Source organism: Nocardioides sp. F233 (genome assembly GCF_057813895.1).
Genome location: NZ_JBVASH010000001.1, coordinates 976,207 through 991,733 on the forward strand (window position 1 = coordinate 976,207; position 15,527 = coordinate 991,733).

Annotated in this window: 20 protein-coding genes; 7 read left to right on the forward strand and 13 right to left on the reverse strand. The window is 71.8% G+C overall.

Features of this window, described 5'->3' with window-relative positions:
• Positions 1 to 16: 16 nt before the first annotated feature.
• The 8 genes from ACZYRU_RS04670 to ACZYRU_RS04705 form a co-directional block, all read right to left on the reverse strand.
• Positions 17 to 388, reverse strand: a complete 372-nt coding sequence (locus ACZYRU_RS04670; RefSeq protein WP_488955912.1) for a hypothetical protein — start codon at positions 386 to 388, stop codon at positions 17 to 19.
• 63 nt (positions 389 to 451) lie between these two features.
• Positions 452 to 1,471: an Ig-like domain-containing protein gene (locus ACZYRU_RS04675; RefSeq protein WP_488955913.1), complete on the reverse strand. Its 1,020-nt coding sequence runs from the start codon at positions 1,469 to 1,471 to the stop codon at positions 452 to 454.
• Between the two features lie 85 nt (positions 1,472 to 1,556).
• Positions 1,557 to 2,315, reverse strand: a complete 759-nt coding sequence (locus ACZYRU_RS04680) for a hypothetical protein (protein ID WP_488955914.1) — start codon at positions 2,313 to 2,315, stop codon at positions 1,557 to 1,559.
• Between the two features lie 64 nt (positions 2,316 to 2,379).
• Positions 2,380 to 2,859 carry a hypothetical protein gene (locus ACZYRU_RS04685; protein WP_488955915.1) on the reverse strand — a complete coding sequence of 160 codons (480 nt, stop codon included), beginning with the start codon at positions 2,857 to 2,859 and terminating at the stop codon, positions 2,380 to 2,382.
• Between the two features lie 11 nt (positions 2,860 to 2,870).
• Positions 2,871 to 3,230, reverse strand: a complete 360-nt coding sequence (locus tag ACZYRU_RS04690; RefSeq protein WP_488955916.1) for a response regulator — start codon at positions 3,228 to 3,230, stop codon at positions 2,871 to 2,873.
• A complete protein-coding gene (locus ACZYRU_RS04695; RefSeq protein WP_488955917.1) occupies positions 3,227 to 3,715 on the reverse strand; it encodes a chemotaxis protein CheX in 489 nt (162 codons plus the stop codon). The genes ACZYRU_RS04690 and ACZYRU_RS04695 overlap by 4 nt, the downstream gene beginning before the upstream one ends.
• A gap of 61 nt (positions 3,716 to 3,776) precedes the next feature.
• A complete protein-coding gene (locus ACZYRU_RS04700; protein WP_203043953.1) occupies positions 3,777 to 4,139 on the reverse strand; it encodes a response regulator in 363 nt (120 codons plus the stop codon).
• Between the two features lie 11 nt (positions 4,140 to 4,150).
• A complete protein-coding gene (locus ACZYRU_RS04705; RefSeq protein ID WP_488955918.1) occupies positions 4,151 to 5,008 on the reverse strand; it encodes a CheR family methyltransferase in 858 nt (285 codons plus the stop codon).
• A gap of 72 nt (positions 5,009 to 5,080) precedes the next feature.
• On the opposite strand from ACZYRU_RS04705, the gene ACZYRU_RS04710 reads away from it, so the two are divergent.
• Both ACZYRU_RS04710 and ACZYRU_RS04715 read left to right on the forward strand, forming a co-directional pair.
• Entirely contained in the window at positions 5,081 to 6,139 is a 1,059-nt protein-coding gene (locus ACZYRU_RS04710; protein WP_488955919.1) for a protein-glutamate methylesterase/protein-glutamine glutaminase, read from the forward strand.
• 86 nt (positions 6,140 to 6,225) lie between these two features.
• Positions 6,226 to 7,137, forward strand: a complete 912-nt coding sequence (locus ACZYRU_RS04715) for an alkaline phosphatase family protein (protein WP_488955920.1) — start codon at positions 6,226 to 6,228, stop codon at positions 7,135 to 7,137.
• Here the strand turns inward: ACZYRU_RS04715 and ACZYRU_RS04720 are convergent.
• The 5 genes from ACZYRU_RS04720 to ACZYRU_RS04740 form a co-directional block, all read right to left on the reverse strand.
• Complete coding sequence (locus tag ACZYRU_RS04720; RefSeq protein ID WP_488955921.1) at positions 7,127 to 7,474, reverse strand: hypothetical protein; 348 nt, start codon at positions 7,472 to 7,474, stop codon at positions 7,127 to 7,129. The genes ACZYRU_RS04715 and ACZYRU_RS04720 overlap by 11 nt on opposite strands.
• On the reverse strand, positions 7,471 to 7,857 hold the full coding sequence (fliS, locus tag ACZYRU_RS04725; protein WP_488955922.1) for a flagellar export chaperone FliS: 387 nt from the start codon (positions 7,855 to 7,857) through the stop codon (positions 7,471 to 7,473). The genes ACZYRU_RS04720 and fliS overlap by 4 nt, the downstream gene beginning before the upstream one ends.
• A gap of 10 nt (positions 7,858 to 7,867) precedes the next feature.
• The gene (fliD, locus tag ACZYRU_RS04730) at positions 7,868 to 9,211 is read right to left on the reverse strand and encodes a flagellar filament capping protein FliD (protein WP_488955923.1); all 1,344 of its coding nucleotides are present in this window, start codon (positions 9,209 to 9,211) and stop codon (positions 7,868 to 7,870) included.
• Positions 9,212 to 9,290: 79 nt separating this feature from the next.
• Positions 9,291 to 10,412: a flagellin N-terminal helical domain-containing protein gene (locus tag ACZYRU_RS04735; RefSeq protein ID WP_488955924.1), complete on the reverse strand. Its 1,122-nt coding sequence runs from the start codon at positions 10,410 to 10,412 to the stop codon at positions 9,291 to 9,293.
• 364 nt (positions 10,413 to 10,776) lie between these two features.
• A complete protein-coding gene (locus ACZYRU_RS04740; RefSeq protein ID WP_488955925.1) occupies positions 10,777 to 11,622 on the reverse strand; it encodes a sigma-70 family RNA polymerase sigma factor in 846 nt (281 codons plus the stop codon).
• Positions 11,623 to 11,839: 217 nt separating this feature from the next.
• Here ACZYRU_RS04740 and flgN point away from each other — a divergent pair, with 217 nt between their 5' ends.
• The 5 genes from flgN to ACZYRU_RS04765 are packed head-to-tail and all read left to right on the forward strand — an operon-like array spanning position 11,840 to position 15,327.
• Positions 11,840 to 12,337 (forward strand): flagellar export chaperone FlgN, encoded by a 498-nt coding sequence (gene flgN, locus ACZYRU_RS04745; RefSeq protein WP_488955926.1) that lies wholly within the window; start codon positions 11,840 to 11,842, stop codon positions 12,335 to 12,337.
• Positions 12,337 to 13,740 carry a flagellar hook-associated protein FlgK gene (flgK, locus tag ACZYRU_RS04750; protein ID WP_488955927.1) on the forward strand — a complete coding sequence of 468 codons (1,404 nt, stop codon included), beginning with the start codon at positions 12,337 to 12,339 and terminating at the stop codon, positions 13,738 to 13,740. The genes flgN and flgK overlap by 1 nt, the downstream gene beginning before the upstream one ends.
• A 23-nt stretch (positions 13,741 to 13,763) precedes the next feature.
• Positions 13,764 to 14,654 carry a flagellin N-terminal helical domain-containing protein gene (locus ACZYRU_RS04755; RefSeq protein ID WP_488955928.1) on the forward strand — a complete coding sequence of 297 codons (891 nt, stop codon included), beginning with the start codon at positions 13,764 to 13,766 and terminating at the stop codon, positions 14,652 to 14,654.
• Entirely contained in the window at positions 14,651 to 15,052 is a 402-nt protein-coding gene (gene fliW, locus ACZYRU_RS04760) for a flagellar assembly protein FliW (protein ID WP_488955929.1), read from the forward strand. The genes ACZYRU_RS04755 and fliW overlap by 4 nt, the downstream gene beginning before the upstream one ends.
• Before the next feature lie 29 nt (positions 15,053 to 15,081).
• A complete protein-coding gene (locus ACZYRU_RS04765) occupies positions 15,082 to 15,327 on the forward strand; it encodes a carbon storage regulator (RefSeq protein WP_488955930.1) in 246 nt (81 codons plus the stop codon).
• Positions 15,328 to 15,527: the final 200 nt, after the last annotated feature.

The window sequence follows — 15,527 nt, forward strand, 5'->3', positions numbered from 1 at the left end:
CGGGGTCAAGGTGCGGTCAGAGCGCGATCCGGGCCGGGTCGACCCCGCCTGCGGGCCAGACCACGTCGGCTGAGTCCACGAACCAGATGGCTGAGTCCAGCCGCTGCGCCAGTAGCTCGCCGACCTCGGCGATCCAGGCCGGCGATCGACACTCGAGCACGAGGGCGCGCAGCGCGCGCGGGTCGGGCATCGGGCTGGCCCTCGACTCCCAGCCGGTCCACTCCACCGGGTCGATCGCGATCGGGTAGAGGTTGGTGAGGGGCGCGGCCGAACCGTCACCGTGCACCGCGTCGCCCAGGTCGATGAAGCGTGGGTCGGAGCAGAGCGCCGCCCGAACCCGGTGGATCAGGTCGGGATCGCTGCCGAGCAGGAGGACGCTCCGGGGCACGGGTGAAGGCTACCCACGACAGCGCCCGACCCCTCTGTCGAGGAGCCGGGCGCCGTACGCGGATCACTTCAGGCGCATCTTCCGGACCGCCGCGCTCGACGGCTGCACGCCTGTCGATCCGGTGTACTGCGCCACCAGCCGGTGCTTGCCCTTGCCGAGCTTGGCCACCTTCAGCGTGAGGACGCCGTGGTGGCCGGCGCTCAGCGTGCCCTGGGCGACGACCCGGCCGTTGCGGGCGAGGTCACGCACGACCACCTGGCCGGTGGGCGCCGCGCTGGCCTGGACGGTGACGGTCGCCCGGCCCACCTTGCGGGCAGAGACCTTGTAGGTCGCGCTGGTGGTCGAGAGGACCTTCCCCAGCTGACTGCCACCACCGCCACCGGCGCCACCGTCGGGGCCGGCTGCGAAGAGCGGGACGTACGGCGTCACGAAGCTCTTGTTGCCGCCGTGGCCGGCCACCTTGAACGCGACCTGCAGGTGGTCACCGGAGGTGGCCACCGGGCAGGGCGCGATGCCGGCCGTCCGCTCGGAGCAGCTGGGAGCCGGCGTCGCCGTACCCTTCAGCGCGCGCTTGGCGACCACGGGGACCTGGAACTCGAAGATCTGGCCGCGCTCGAGGGTGATCGCCTGGCCGTTGACCGAGGCGATCGCGATGCCGCCGTTGACGCCGCGGGTCAGCTGGACCGGGTCGGTCGAGAAGGTCGGGGTCGGGTCGTCGATGTCGTTGATGCCCCACTTCACGGGCTCGTCCGGGTAGCCGAAGGCGGCCTCGTCGAAGAGCAGCTCCGGTACGACGCTCACGCCGCTGCTGCACGGCAGCCCGACCAGGCCGACGTACCCGTGCAGCAGGAACGGCTCGCCCACCTTCGGCACCTCACCGGTCGGCGACCACCACCCGGTGTTCGCGGTGACGCCGGTCGAGGGCTGGCCGGTCCAGCAGTCGAGGATCGTGTCGGACTGGCTGCTGCCGTCCTGCCACTCGCCGGCCGCCTGGGCGGGGGAGGCGAGGGCCAGGACGGAGGCCGTGAGGAGGCCTGCGCCGAGGGCGAGGAGGGACGTTCGCTTGCGGTTCTGGGGGGTCATGCCGCGGACGCTAGGAGGCTGCTCGTCCCGCTCTGGAGGGCCGAGGTCCCCGGTTTGTCCCCGGCCTTGTCCCGGTCGTGTCCCGTCAGCCCAGGACCGCCTGGAGGTCGCGCGCCAGGCCGAACGCTGCGGCGAGCGGGATCAGCGCGAACGCTCCGCGGACGATCCAGGTGAGTCCGGAGCTGGCGAGGACGGGCGCCAGGAGTGCGCGGCGCACCGGGAGCAGTGCGGCCACGACCAGTGCGACCACGCCGACCGCCAGGACCATGAGCGGGTGCACCAGCGTCAGGACCGGGAGCCAGGGCGGCCATCGATCGAGCCGACGGTCGACCAGGTCGACCACGGACGACACGACCAGGCCGGACAGGAACGGCACCACGAGGAAGAGGTCGACCGCGATGTCGGTGTCGAGGGCGGTGAAGTCAACGCCGTCGTCGTGGATCACGGCGGTGCCGCCCAGCAGCATCGCCGTCACGCCGACCGTCAGCCGTCGCAGCGTCGGCGGGCCGACCAGGAACGGTGCCACCGCGACGTACGCCGCCGCGCCGACGCAGCCGAGGAGGATCCCGAAGGCGAGGAGGTTGTAGATCCCGAACGGCGTGACCCGCCCGATCTCGAACCCGTCGTCGGAGACCAGTCCGGCCGAGCCGGGGGAGGCGAGGCGCAGGAGCAGCATCGCGACCCGCAGCAGCACCCCGATCGTCAGGCCGGCCAGCAGCCCGGCGACGAGGACGACCCGCATCGTGCGCAGCAGCTCAGCCCGGTACGACGGTGCGCCCACCGGTCGGCCGGGCACCGTCACCTGCGTCTCGATCGGGACGAGCGCGCCTGAGGTACGCCACACCCTCCGAGCATAGGAAGGTCCCGTCCCTCGGGGCATCCCCCCAACAGGTGAGGCCGTGCTCGGATCAGAGCAGCACGACGGACAACAACCCCGACCCGTACCCGGCGATGTCGACCGCGAGGTCCTCGCGCCGTCCCAGCGTGAGCGTGCTGATCCGTACCTGCGGGTCGAGCGGTGGGCCGGCGGGGTGCAGGGCGTGGAGCCGCAGGTGGTCGGCGCCGGTCACGTTGAAGGTCGAGGCCGCGATGTTGAGCACCTCGTAGAGGTTCTCGGAGATGGCGTCGGTGACCTTGCCGTCGCCGATCGCGGCGGCGGCGTCACCGACCGGGATCAGCCCGAGAGCCGCGCCGGAGTACGCCGAGAACGCCAGGTCGCAGGCGATGAGGGCGCTGATCCGCAGGCTGTCGTCGACGTACAGCGCCACCGAGGCGGGCGTGTCCGGTCCGGGGGCGAACGGGGCCGACGGGGTGAGCGTGACGTCGCGGCCGAGGAGGTCGGCGAGCAGGTCGCGCAGCTGCTTGGGCTGGGGGAGGTGGACGGGCATCGGTACGGACCTCAGATCACGCTGCGGAGCGCGTCGTCGAACGCCTCCGGGGTGAACGGCTTGGCGATCAGGAAGGCGGCACCGGCGGATGCAGCACGCTCGCGCATCTCCTCCGAGCCCTCCGACGTGACGAACCCGAAGGCCACTTGAGATCCGGCGGCGCGCAGCGCGGAGAGGCAGTCGATGCCGTTCATCTCGGGCATGTTCCAGTCCGAGAGGACCAGGTCGGGGGCCTCGCTCTGCACCATCTCGAGCGCCTGCCGGCCGTTCTCGGCCTCCACGATGTCGTGCCCGCCGTGCCCGGCCTGGCGCAGGGTGCGGATCACGATCTGCCGCATCACGCGGCTGTCGTCGGCGATCAGGATCTTCATCGGGGACCTTCCTGGGGGACGTGGACGGAGACGCGGACAGGGGCGTCCTGCCACACGAGGTCGAGGCGGCAGGCGAGGGCGGAGTCGCTGGCGAACGCCGCACGGCCGGCGGCGACGGCGGGCAGCGAGAGCACGCTGGGGCCGGGCATCAGGCTCTTCACGTTGCCGCCGACCATGTTGACCAGCTCGCCGACGGCATCGGCCACGTCGCTGTCGCTGGCCTCCTCGTCGGCAGGCAGGGCGAGCATCCGGGTCGTCAGCCGGCGGGCGAGGACCTCGTCGAGCTCGACGGTCACGACGCCCTGCCAGCCGCCGCTGATGGTGGTCGCGGCCGACCAGGCGGTGGCGTCGAACGGCGCACCCGGCGGTACGGCGCGCGGCAGCAGCATCCCGTCGTCGCCGAGCAGCGCCATCCACACGTCCTCGGTCACGGCGAGCACGTCCTCGGACTCGGGCACCTCGACCTCCGGCAGCAGCGCGCTCATCGGGGTCCCCGCGAAGTTGTACGGAGGAGCGAAGCGGAGGAGTAGAACTTCGTGGGGTGATTCATGCCGGCACCAGTCCCAGGAGCGAGAGCTTGTCGACGATCGCGTCCGGCGTGAACGGCTTGATGACGTACTCGTGCGCACCGGCGGCCAGCGCGCGCACGATCTGCCGCTGCTCGCTCTCGGTGGTCACCATCATCAGCGTGACGTCGCGCCACTCGGGGTTCGCGCGCACCTCGGTGATGAACGTGTAGCCGTCCATCACCGGCATGTTCCAGTCGACCAGGCACACGTCGGGTACGACGCCCGCGCGCATCTGGTCCAGCGCGGCCTGGCCGTGCTCGGCCTCGCTCGTCTCGAAGTCCAGGTCCGTGACGATGCGGCGCAGGATGCTGCGCATCGCCCGGGAGTCGTCGATGATCATCGCTCGCACGGTCAGGCTCCTGTGCTGGTGAGGGACGGGGTCAGGGTGGTCCGGGCAGGGGCGCGGCGGTACGCCGGCACCCGCCCGATCTGCTCGCGCTGCCAGGCGGCCGCGAGGTCGGCCGGCATGTCGAGGGTGGTCTCGGAGGACCCGAGCAGCAGGTAGCCGTCGTCCGCCAGCATCGGCAGCATCCGGCGCAGGATGTCCTGCTTGGTGGGGGCGTCGAAGTAGATAAGTACGTTGCGCAGCCAGATCACGTCGAAGGTCCCCAGCCCGAGGTACGGCGCCGCGAGGTTGAGGTGCTTGACGGTGATCCGCTCGCGGAGCCGGTCGGTGATCTCCCAGTCCCGGCCGACCCGGGTGAAGTACCTGACCAGGCTGGTCGCGGGCAGGCCGCGGTTGACCTCGACCTGGCTGTACCTCCCGGCCCTGACCCGCTCCACCATCGCGGTGGAGATGTCGGTGGCGACGATCTCGTAGCTCCAGCCCTCCGGCAGGTGCTGGTCGAGCAGCATCGCGATCGAGTACGCCTCCTGCCCGCTCGAGCAGGCCGCGCTCCAGATCCGCAGCCGCCGGGTGACCATCCGGTTCTCCATCAGCGCCGGCAGCATCGCGTCGGTGAACGCCTGGTACGGCGTGTGGTCGCGGAACCAGCTGGTCTCGTTGATGGTGAGCGCATCGATCACCTTGCGTCGCTCGTCGGCGTCGAACGCCAGCCGGGCGACGTACTCCTCGAGGCCGAGGCCGCGGGCGTTGGCAAGCGGGTTGAGCCGGGCTTCGACGAGGTACTCCTTGCCCTCGTCGTAGACCATCGACGTCTCCCGGCGGACGAGCGCCGAGACGGACGCGAAGGCGGTGGACGTCGTCATGCCCGCTCCATCGGCGGTGCGCGCGACGACCTGAGGTCTCAGACCCAGCAGCCGCGGGCCGATGGGGTTGCCGTGACACAGATCAGGGTTCTCGTCGTCGACGACTCGGCACTGGTACGACGGCTGGTGACCACGGCGCTCCGGCAGGCTCCGGACATCGAGGTCGCGGGGGTGGCCCGCGACGGTCTCGAGGCCGTGCGCATGGTCGACGAGCTCGCCCCCGACGTCGTCACCCTCGACATCGAGATGCCCAACCTCGACGGCCTCGGCGCGCTGACCCAGATCCGCGAGAAGCACGCGCGGCTGCCCGTGATCATGTTCTCGACGCTGACCGAGCGCGGCGCGACGGCGACCCTGGACGCGCTGTCCCGCGGCGCGAGCGACTACGTCACCAAGCCGTCCAACACCGGCCAGATCGCCGACGGGATCGCCGCGATCCGCGACCAGCTGGTGCCCCGGATCCGAGCCCTGGCGGGGATCCGCAAGCTCACGCCGGGCACCGCCGTGCCGGTCGTCCGACGCGAACGGCCGCGCCCCGCCGTCGCACCGGTCTCGGCACTCCTCATCGGCTGCTCGACCGGCGGACCCGACGCCCTGGCCCGGCTGCTCCCGCGGCTGCCCGCCGACCTCGGCGTCCCGGTCCTCGTCGTCCAGCACATGCCGCCGGTCTTCACCACGATGCTCGCCCAGCGCCTCGACAGGGTCAGTGCACTGACCGTCCGCGAGGCCGTCGACGGTGAGCAGGCGCACCCGGGCGAGGTGCTGATCGCGCCGGGCGACTTCCATCTGCGGCTGCGGCGGTCCGCATCCGGCGTACGCGTGGCGCTGGACCAGGGTCCGCAGGAGAACTTCTGCCGCCCGGCCGTCGACGTGCTCTTCCGCTCCGCCGTCGAGGTGTACGGCGCCGGCGCGCTCGCCGCCGTGCTCACCGGCATGGGCCAGGACGGCCTCGCCGGCGCGAAGGAGCTCGCGGCGACCGGTGCCCGGATCGTCGTCCAGGACGAGGAGAGCTCGGTCGTGTGGGGGATGCCCGGCGCGGTCGCCGGCGCCGGACTCGCCGACGACGTGCTCCCGCTCGAGCAGCTCGCCGACCGGATCATCGCGACGGTACGACGCTCGCGCGCGGCCTGACGGTTCCTCGCGCCGCGTTCAGGTTGCGTGCAGGTCGGCCGGCGTAGCGTCGTGCCATGACCGGCAGTGGGTGTCCCCGCAGAGGCGTGAGGGGAGCCTCGCTCGTCGCCACGGGCCTCGTCGCGCTGGTCCTGGCCGGCTGCGGTGGGGGACCGGACCCGTCGTTGGCAGCGCCGCGGGCCCGCCAGCAGGGCACCCTCCCGCAGAAGGTGCTCGTGGTCATCGAGGAGAACCACTCGCTGGACCAGATGCGAGCAGGGATGCCGTACCTCGCGTCGCTGGCACAGAAGTACGCCTACGCGACCCACTGGACCGCGGTGACCCACCCCAGCGAGCCCAACTACCTCGCGATCGTGGGCGGCTCGACGTACGGGATCACCGACGACCGCTCGCCCGTCGCCAACTCAGCCAGCGTCGGTGACGCGCCCTCGATCTTCGGTGAGGCGCTCGCCGCGGGGCGAACGGCCCGCACCTATGAGGAGTCCATGCCCCAGAGCTGTCACGTCTGGGACGACCCGGACAAGTCCGTGGCCGCGCCCCGGTACGCGGTTCGGCACAACCCGTGGGTCTACTTCTCGGCCGAACGTGACCAGTGCCTGGTGAACGACCTCGACCTGACGTCCTTCGCAGAGGACGCCGCAGGCGACGGCCTGCCCGATGTCGGCCTGCTCGTCCCCGACCTCACCCACGACGCCCACGACGGGTCGCTCGCGGCGGCCGACGCGTGGTTGGAGGAGCAGCTGGCGCCGGTCCTGGCGAGCGACGACTTCACCAGCGGGCGTCTCGCGGTCGTGGTGACGGCCGACGAGGACGACCGCAACCACGGGAACACCGTGCTGACCGCGGTGCTGCACGTGAGCCTCGACCACCGGGTGGTCGACACGCCACTCACCCACTACTCCTTGACGCGCTTCCTGGCCGAGGTGCTGGGCGTCGCAGCGCCGGGCAGCGGACGCGACGCGCCCGACATGGCGGCTGCCTTCGGCTTCAGGCGGTGACGTCGAGGTAGACCGGCACCGGGGGCGTGGTCGTCGCTCGGACCACCCGGTCGGCGACCTGCTGCTGGCGGCGGTTGTCCGCGAGCACGCCGGGGATCGCGGCCATCAGCCGCTGCTGGCGGGCGAGCAGCACGCGGGCGCGGGGGACCAGGTCACTGGGCAGCGGGCCCAGGTCGGTCGGCGGCAGCCACGGCTCCGGCGTCGTACCGGTCGCGCCGGCGGGCACGCCGCGCAGCATCTGCTCGGCGTGGTCGGCGTGTGCCTCGAGCCGGTCGAGCGCCTCCGCCCAGGACGCGGGTCGGTCGGGCTGCTCCGGGCCGGTCAGGGGTCCGGTCACGAGACGGCCGCCGCCATCGCGGCCTCGCGCCACGTGTCGCACAGCTGTCGTGAGAGGGTCAGGCTCTCGGTCGTGAGGCGGGGGTCGCGTCGTACGTTCGCGAGGACCAGGCGGTTGCGCAGGAACTCGTAGAGGCTGGCGAGCTGCTTGCCGGCCGGCATCTTGTCGACGTCGAGGCTGTGCTCCAGCTCGAGCACGATGTCCTGGGCGTGCAGCAGGTGACGGTGCGCCTCGGACCACTCGCCCGATCGCTGCGCGGCGAGGCCGCGCTCGACGTCGAGCACGAGGCGCTCGACGAGCATGACGAGCAGCCGGGCCGGGGACGCCGTGGCCACCGCGTTGTCACGGTAGGCGGAGTGGGCGTTGCGGTGGGTCGCGTACATGGGTCCGTCCTCACTCGCTGGACTTGGTCAGGGCACTGAGCTGGCTGGAGAGCCAGCTGGACTGGCTCTGCATCTGGGACATGGCGGTCTCGAGGGCGGTGAACTGCCGCTCGAGGGTGGTACGACGCAGCTCGAGCCGGTCGTCCCAGTCGGCGATGCTCTTGTTGAGCCGGGTGATCGCCGCGGTGCGTCCGTTCACGGCGCCGGTGACGGTTCCGTTGGTCTTGTCGCTGGCGCTGGTGGCGACCGCCTGGACCCGGGCCGCGAAGCCGTCGGGGCCGGTGATCGCGGCGGTCACCGCGTCCGGGTCGGCCGCGTAGGCGCTGGCGAACTTCGCCTCGTCGAAGGTGAGCTTGCCGTAGCGGTCCAGCTGGATGCCGTACGGCGCGAGCGAGGTCCCGTCCTCCGGGTAGATCGCGGTCGTCAGCCCACTGGTGACCGCGCGCAGGGTGCTGTCGCCCGACAGCACGCCGGCCTTGGAGGCATCGGCGTTGTGGGCGGTCGCGGTCGCGATCGCCTCGAGCATCCCGTTGACGTCGGCGACCAGCGACTTCACTGCCGCGGAGCGGGTCGCGGCGTCCCGGGTGACCGCGATGTCGGCGCTGCCGGTCGCGGTGCTGCCCAGGGTGATCGTCACGCCGGGGGTGACGTCGGTGAACGTGTTGGTGGCCGAGGTGGCGGTGATGCTGCCGATGGTGATGCTGGCGTCGCGGCCGGCGCGGACCGTCGTACCGCCCAGGAGGGGCGAACCGTCCGCTGCCGTCAGGTCGAAGGCCGAGGCGTTGCCGGTCGTGGTCGACTCGACGAGGAGCCGGAACTGGTCGGTGCCACCGGAGGTGCCGACCTTGACCAGCGTCGCGCGGACGCCCTTGTCGGCGGCGTTGATGGCACTGGCGACCTGCTCGAGGGTGCCGCCGGTGGTGCTGATGGTGACGTCGGACTGCCCGGCCCGCTTGAGCACCACGTCGGTGCCGGCGCCGGTGACGACGTCGCCCTTGGCATGGGCGTCGGTGAAGGCGAGCTGGTGACTCAGCGCTGTCTGCCCGACGTTCACGGTGAACGCACTGGGGGAGGCGGTGTTCGTCGCGGTGACGGTGACCGCGGTGTTGGACGAGGTGGCCTTGAGGGCGGCCCACGTGCCCGTGGTGGTGGAGGAGGTGGCGAGCGAGCCCGAGGTGCCGCCGAGCGTGGCGAGGCGGGCGTTGAGCTGCTGGTAGCTCGACAGCCGGCTCTGCTCGGTGGCGAGCTTGGTCTTCAGCTTGCCCTGCGGCACGGCTTCGAGGGACATCAGCTGGCTGATGATGTCGGCGGTGTTCAGGCCACTGGCCAGCCCGCCGATGCTCGCGGTTGCCATCGATTCCTCCGGAAGGTGTCAGAACGACCACGTGCCGGTGGGGCCATCGGCCCCACCGGCACCTGGGGTGGGTGTGCGATCAGCCGCGGAGCAGCTGCAGCACGCCGTTCGGGGCCGAGTTGGCCTGCGCGAGCATCGCGGTACCAGCCTGCGAGAGGATCTGGGACTTGGTGAAGCTCATCATCTCCGAGGCCATGTCGGTGTCGCGGATCCGCGACTCCGAGGCCGACAGGTTCTCGATCGCCACGTTGACGTTGGCGATCGTGTGCTCGAACCGGTTCTGGTAGGCACCGAGGTTGGCTCGAGCGGTCGACACCGCGCTGATCTGGGTGTCGATCGTGTTGATCGCCGCCTGGGCCGACGCGTGGGTGGCGAAGCTCAGGCCACCGGCGACGGCCGCACCGGCCGCGATGCCGGTACCGGGGGCGGTGACGTCGACGGTGCCGCCGACCTTCGACGAGACGACCAGCTGGTTGTCCTTGTCGACCGACGCGCTGAAGTTGGCCGCGAAGCCGGTGTCGCCGTTGAGGGCGTCAGCGACGTCGTTGACCGTCTTGTAGGTGCCGGCCGCGCCGAGGGTGACGGTCGCGGAGGTGGCCGGGACGGTGGTCGTGAAGGTGACCGCGCCGGTGACGGCCGTCGGGGTCAGCACGTCGAACTCGGCACCCGCGCTGCCGAGGTTGCTCGCGATCGACACCACGTTGGCGGTGGCGAGGTTGACCGCGATGTTGCTGTCCGAGTCGCCGTCCGCCCCGACCTGGAAGTTCAGCGTGCCCGCGCTGCCGTCGAGCAGCTTGGTGCCGTTGAAGTTGGTCGAGTTGCCGATCCGGGTCAGCTCGGAGGTGAGCTGGTCCGCCTCCGCCTTGATGTTGGCCCGGGCCTCGGTGTTGTTGCTGTCGTTCGACGCCTGGACCGCGAGGTCGCGCATGCGCTGCAGGATGGAGTGGACCTCGGTGAGGGCGCCCTCCGTGGTCTGCACGACCGAGATGCCGTCCTGGGCGTTGCGGACGGCGACCTTGAGGCCACCGACCTGGGAGCGCAGGCCCTCGGAGATCGCGAGGCCGGCGGCGTCGTCGGCGGCCCGGTTGATCCGGAAGCCGGACGACAGCTTCTCCATGGACTTCGAGAGCTGCCCCTGCGTCACCGACAGGTTGCGGTAGGCGTTGGTGGCCTCGATGTTCTGGTTGATGCGAAGACCCATGATGTTTCCCTCCTGGAATCAGGTCAGTTGGTCGGGGACCGTCCGTGGTCGCCCGTCGGGGTGGTGATCGGTACGCCGGTCGCCGGGTTGAGAGGTCTTCCGAAAAATCCTGGGCCGGTCGAGGAGGTTGCGCAGTTCCGGACGTCGAGGAGGTTGCGCAGTTCCGGACGTCGAGGAGGTTGCGCAGCAACCGTCACGAGACGCCGCGAGGTGCTGCCGGGACTCTCCGTGGACAGTTCCGGCAGCACCTCGCCCTGGTCTCGTGACGCGTCACGACCTCGCTTGCTTCGCGGCGCGAGCTCGTCGACGCTCCTCGACCTTCGCCCGCTCACCGCGGCTTCGTTCTTCAGCCGCGGGCGGGCTCTCAGCCGACCGCGTCGAGCGGGCTGACGCCGCGGCGCATCCCGGCCGCGTGCCGGGCCGCGACGGCGGCGAAGTAGGACTCGCGACGGCGCTGGGCGACCCCACCGGTCTTGCCCGTCGGGCGGACCAGGGCCGGCTCCAGCTCGTGGTTGAGCGCGTCGCGCAGCAGGGACAGCGCCTCGGCCCGCATCTGCGAGATCCGGGAGTCGGTGACGCCCAGGTCCTCGGCGATGTCGGCCATCGGCCGCTCGGAGAAGAAGTAGTCCTCGACCACGACCCGCAGCCGGTCCGGCAGCTCGGCGATCGCCTCGCGCAGGTAGGTCAGCCGCTCGCCGTGCTCCAGCAGGTCCTCGGGCGAGGGAGCGCGGGTGGGGACCAGCTCCTCGATCGGGGTGGTGCTCGAGCCCTGCAGGGACAGCACCTGGGCGCGGGAGACGTCGTCGTCGTTGGCGGCGACCTCGTCCTCGCTCAGGCCGGTCGCCCGGGCGACCTCGGCCAGTGTGGGGGTCCGGCCGAGGACCACGGCGAGCTGGTTGCGGGTCTCGGCGAGGTCGCGGGCGCGGCGTCGTACCGAACGCGAGGCCCAGTCCACCGACCGCAGCTCGTCGAGCAGGGCGCCGCGGATCCGGGTGGCGGCGTACCGGTCGAACGGCACGCCCCGGGTCTCGTCGAACGCGCGGGCCGCCAGGACCAGCGCGGTCAGGCCGGCGGAGGTGAGGTCGTCGCGGTTGACGTGGGACGGCACTCGCCCCATGGTCTCCCGCACGATGTGTCCCACCAAGGGCATGTGGCTGGTGATCAGCTCGTCGGTACCCGAGGTGGCGACGGTGGCCTCGTTCGCGTTCACATGCACGAGGTTCCGGCCTCGCGCAGGCGGCGCGCAGGGCAATGGCCGCCAAGTGTCCGGTCGGTCGGACGAATGGGGACCCAGGTCCCGGGTCCGGGTGGTCCGCACGGACATCCGTCCAGTGCCCGTTCGGCGAAAACGCTCAGGTCAGGTGTCCCGCGGGCGATGGGACGGCACGAAGGTCCCCGGCTCGGGGCGGACGAAGAGGGGGAGCGTCGTGGTCGACACCGCAGACATGGACAAGCTGTCACAGGTCCTGTGGCGGGAGCGCGAGATGCTCGAGGCACTGGCCTACCGGCTGGAGGTCGAACGCCTGGTGCTCGCCAGCGGGCGGACCCGGTGGCTGGTCAACGCCACCCGGGACATCGAGGACCTGCTCGACGACCTGCGCGCCACCGAGGTGCTGCGCGCCGCCGCCGCCGACGAGGCGGCCGCCGTCCTCGGCCTGACGCCCAACCCGTCGCTGGCCGCGCTCGCCGAGGCGGCACCCGACCCGTGGCACGGGATCCTGCGCGACCACCGTGACGCCCTCGTCGGGATCGCCCGTGACATCGCGGAGACCTCCGAGGAGGCCAAGGGCCTGCTCACCGCCGGCTACCGCTCGGCGCGCGAGACGCTCCTCGCCATCGGCGGTACGACGACCGCCAGCTACACGCACGCGGGCACCGTCGTCGCCGACGCACCCCGCCACCACCTCCTCGACCGGAGCCTGTGATGGCCGGGTCGTTCGGGTCGATCAACACCGCTCTCTCCGGGCTGCGCTACAACCAGGTCGCGCTCGACGTGGCCGGCAACAACATCGCCAACGCCAGCACGGACGGCTACGTCCGTCGCCGCGTCGTCGGCGCCTCGGTCAGCAGCGCGCAGGCCGCGCTCTGGTCGCGCTACGACGGCCACGGCGAGGGCGTCGCCGTCGGCGAGGTGCGCCGGATGAGCGACCCGCTCCTCGACTCCCGGGTACGCCGCGAGCACGGGATGCTGTCCTACCTCTCGGCGAGCCGCACGATCCTGGCCCGGGTCGAGGAGGGCGTCGGTGAGCCCGGCCCCAACGGCGTGCACGCCGCGATGCTCGAGCTCCGCAACGCCTGGCAGGACCTCTCGCTCAACCCCGGCAGCACCGCCGCGCGCCAGCAGGTCCTCGGCCGCGCCGAGACCCTCGCCCAGGCGCTGCGCGGCCAGGTCGCCAACGTCGCCGGCGAGGAGGCGGACCAGCGGGTCCACGCCACCAACCTGGTCAGCGAGGTCAACACGGCCGCGTCCGGACTGGCTGCCCTCAACCACGACATCCTCGTCACCGAGCAGAACGGCACCGACGCGGGCGTGCTCCGCGACCGCCGCGACGTGCTCGCGACGCGCCTGGCCGAGCTCACCGGTGGCGTCACGACGGTGCAGGCCGACGGCCAGTTCACCGTCACCGTCGCCGGTACGCCGCTCGTGCAGGGCAAGGAGGCCGGCACCTTCGTACTCGCCTCCGGCATCACACCCGCCGGTGCCGCCGACGGCTCGCCGATCAGCTACCGGATCGACGCCTCGTGGGGGAGCACCGTCCTCCCGTCCGGCTCGGCCGGTCCCGGCGGTGAGCTGGGCGCGGTCACCGAGGTGCTGACGACCACGCTGCCGACGTACCGCGCCGGGCTGGACGCCGTCGCCGCCGACCTCGCCGCCTCCGTCAACGCGCAGCAGGCGGCGGGGTTCGACGCGGCCGGCGTCGCCGGGGCGCCGCTGTTCAGCTATGACCCGCTCGTCGGCGCCGCCAGCCTGCAGGTCGCGATCACCGACCCCGCGAAGCTCGCTGCCTCCAGCGTCGGCGGCGGCGCCCTCGACGGCAGCAACGCCGACCTGCTCAGCCGGGTCGGCACCTACCCGGACGCCTACCAGCGCCTGGTCAACGGCCTCGGGACGGACGTGGCGGCGCTCGATCGTCGTACCGCCAACCAGACGTCGCTGTCCGGCGCCCTCGACGACGCCCGCGAGCAGCAGGCGGGCGTCAACCTCGACGAGGAGACGGTCAACATGGTCTCCGCACAGCGGGCCTACGAGGCCGCGGCGCGGCTGATGACCACGCTCGACGAGGTCCTCGACACGCTCATCAACCGCACCGGCCTGGTCGGCCGCTAGCGACCACGGGGGAACTGGACGTCATGACGATCGGACGCGTCACGCAGCGGATGCTCACCGACGGCTCGCTCGCGAACCTGCAGCGCAACCTCGGCCAGCTGGCCTCGTTGCAGGAGCAGCTGTCGACCGGGCGGGTCATCAACCGGCCCTCCGACAACCCGACCGGGACCACCGCCGCCATGCGGATCCGGACCTCGGTCTCCGACCAGGGTCAGTACGCGCGCAACGCGCAGGACGGCCTCGGCTGGCTGACCCAGGTCGACAGCACCCTCGACGGTGTGACGACCGCCGTACGTCGGGCGCGGGACCTCGCCCTCCAGGGCGCCAACACCGGCGCGATGGGACAGCAGGCCCGCGACGCGCTCGCCATCGAGGTCGACGGCGTGCGCGAGCAGCTGCTCGGTCAGGCCAACGCCAGCTACCTCGAGCGGCCGGTCTTCGGCGGCGTGACGGGCGGCGGCCAGGCCTACGACGCGACCGGCAACTGGGTCGGCGTGCCCGGCGCCGTCAACCGACGCGTCGCCGACGACGTCGTCGTCCAGGTCGACGTCGACGGCCGCACCGTCTTCGGCGACGGCGCCAGCTCGGTGTTCGCCGAGCTCGACGCACTCGCCACCGCGCTGCGTGCCGGCGACACGGCCGGCATCAGGGCGTCGGTCGACGTGCTGCGCACGCGGGAGAACACCGTCACCGGCGTACGTGCCGCGGCGGGCACCCGCTACCAGCGCATCGAGCAGTCGGCGCAGGCCGCCGACGACGCCAAGATGTCGCTGGAGAACAACCTCAGCTCGATCGAGAACGCCGACCTCGCGGACACGACCGTGCACCTCAAGCTTCAGGAGGTCGCCTACCAGGCGGCCCTCGCTGCGACCTCGCGCGTCATGCAGCCCAGCCTGCTGGACTTCCTGCGATGATCGAGCGCATGGACCTCCCCGTCATCGAGCTCGCCCACCCGATGCCCGGGTTCCCCGACGACGCCCGGTTCGCGCTGGTGCGCCTCGACGACGACGGCGTGCTCCACGGCTTCCGCTCGCTCGACAGCCAGGACCTGCAGTTCGTGGTCGTCCCTCCGGCGCCGTTCTACCCGGACTACGCGCTCGACCTCGACGACGAGACCGTCACCGAGCTCGGCATCGACGCTGACTCCGCGGGCGAGGTGCTGGTGCTGCTGGTCGTCCGTGCCGGCGCCACCCTCGCCGACACCACCGTCAACCTGCGCGCGCCGCTCGTGGTGAATCCCGCCACCCGCCGCGCCAGCCAGGTGATCCTCGACGACGCGGACCTCCCGCTCGCCGCACCGTTGGTCGCATGACGCGCCGCCGGACGCGATAGCCTCACCACGTGCTGGTTCTCTCGCGTCGCATCGGCGAAAGCGTCGTCATCGGTGGCGGCTCGCCCGAGGCCGTCACGATCACCGTCCTCGAGGTCCGCGGCGACGTCGTACGCATCGGCATCGACGCGCCCCGCTCGGTCGCCGTGCACCGTGCCGAGCTGCTCGCCGAGTTGGCCGGCGCCAACGCCGACGCCGCGTCCCCGCCCGAGGCCGCCGTCGTCTCCCTCAGCGAGGCCCTGCGCTCGCGCACCTGACCTGCGTGCCGGTCTCTCGGCGTGGTCTCGTGCTGCAGTAACACGCCGTCCACCTGACTGGTCGCCACTTCTCAGCAGAAAAGCGCCCGAAATCGGCCCTTTCCTGCTGACGACCGCCACGTAGTGCGGTGGTCAGCGTGTTACAGCGTCGTCGTCGAGGGCGCCCGCAGGCGCCTCCCCCGTGCTTCGGGACTAGGTCC

Bases quoted from the DNA above. Each gene is read 5' to 3' on its own strand.
- ACZYRU_RS04675 (WP_488955913.1), bottom strand. From the start codon at position 1,471: ATGACCCCCCAGAACCGCAAGCGAACGTCCCTCCTCGCCCTCGGCGCA.
- ACZYRU_RS04685 (WP_488955915.1), bottom strand. From the start codon at position 2,859: ATGCCCGTCCACCTCCCCCAGCCCAAGCAGCTGCGCGACCTGCTCGCC.
- ACZYRU_RS04690 (WP_488955916.1), bottom strand. From the start codon at position 3,230: ATGAAGATCCTGATCGCCGACGACAGCCGCGTGATGCGGCAGATCGTG.
- ACZYRU_RS04695 (WP_488955917.1), bottom strand. From the start codon at position 3,715: ATGAGCGCGCTGCTGCCGGAGGTCGAGGTGCCCGAGTCCGAGGACGTG.
- ACZYRU_RS04700 (WP_203043953.1), bottom strand. From the start codon at position 4,139: ATGATCATCGACGACTCCCGGGCGATGCGCAGCATCCTGCGCCGCATC.
- ACZYRU_RS04705 (WP_488955918.1), bottom strand. From the start codon at position 5,008: ATGACGACGTCCACCGCCTTCGCGTCCGTCTCGGCGCTCGTCCGCCGG.
- fliS (WP_488955922.1), bottom strand. From the start codon at position 7,857: ATGTACGCGACCCACCGCAACGCCCACTCCGCCTACCGTGACAACGCG.
- fliD (WP_488955923.1), bottom strand. From the start codon at position 9,211: ATGGCAACCGCGAGCATCGGCGGGCTGGCCAGTGGCCTGAACACCGCC.
- ACZYRU_RS04735 (WP_488955924.1), bottom strand. From the start codon at position 10,412: ATGGGTCTTCGCATCAACCAGAACATCGAGGCCACCAACGCCTACCGC.
- flgK (WP_488955927.1), top strand. From the start codon at position 12,337: ATGGCCGGGTCGTTCGGGTCGATCAACACCGCTCTCTCCGGGCTGCGC.
- ACZYRU_RS04755 (WP_488955928.1), top strand. From the start codon at position 13,764: ATGACGATCGGACGCGTCACGCAGCGGATGCTCACCGACGGCTCGCTC.
- fliW (WP_488955929.1), top strand. From the start codon at position 14,651: ATGATCGAGCGCATGGACCTCCCCGTCATCGAGCTCGCCCACCCGATG.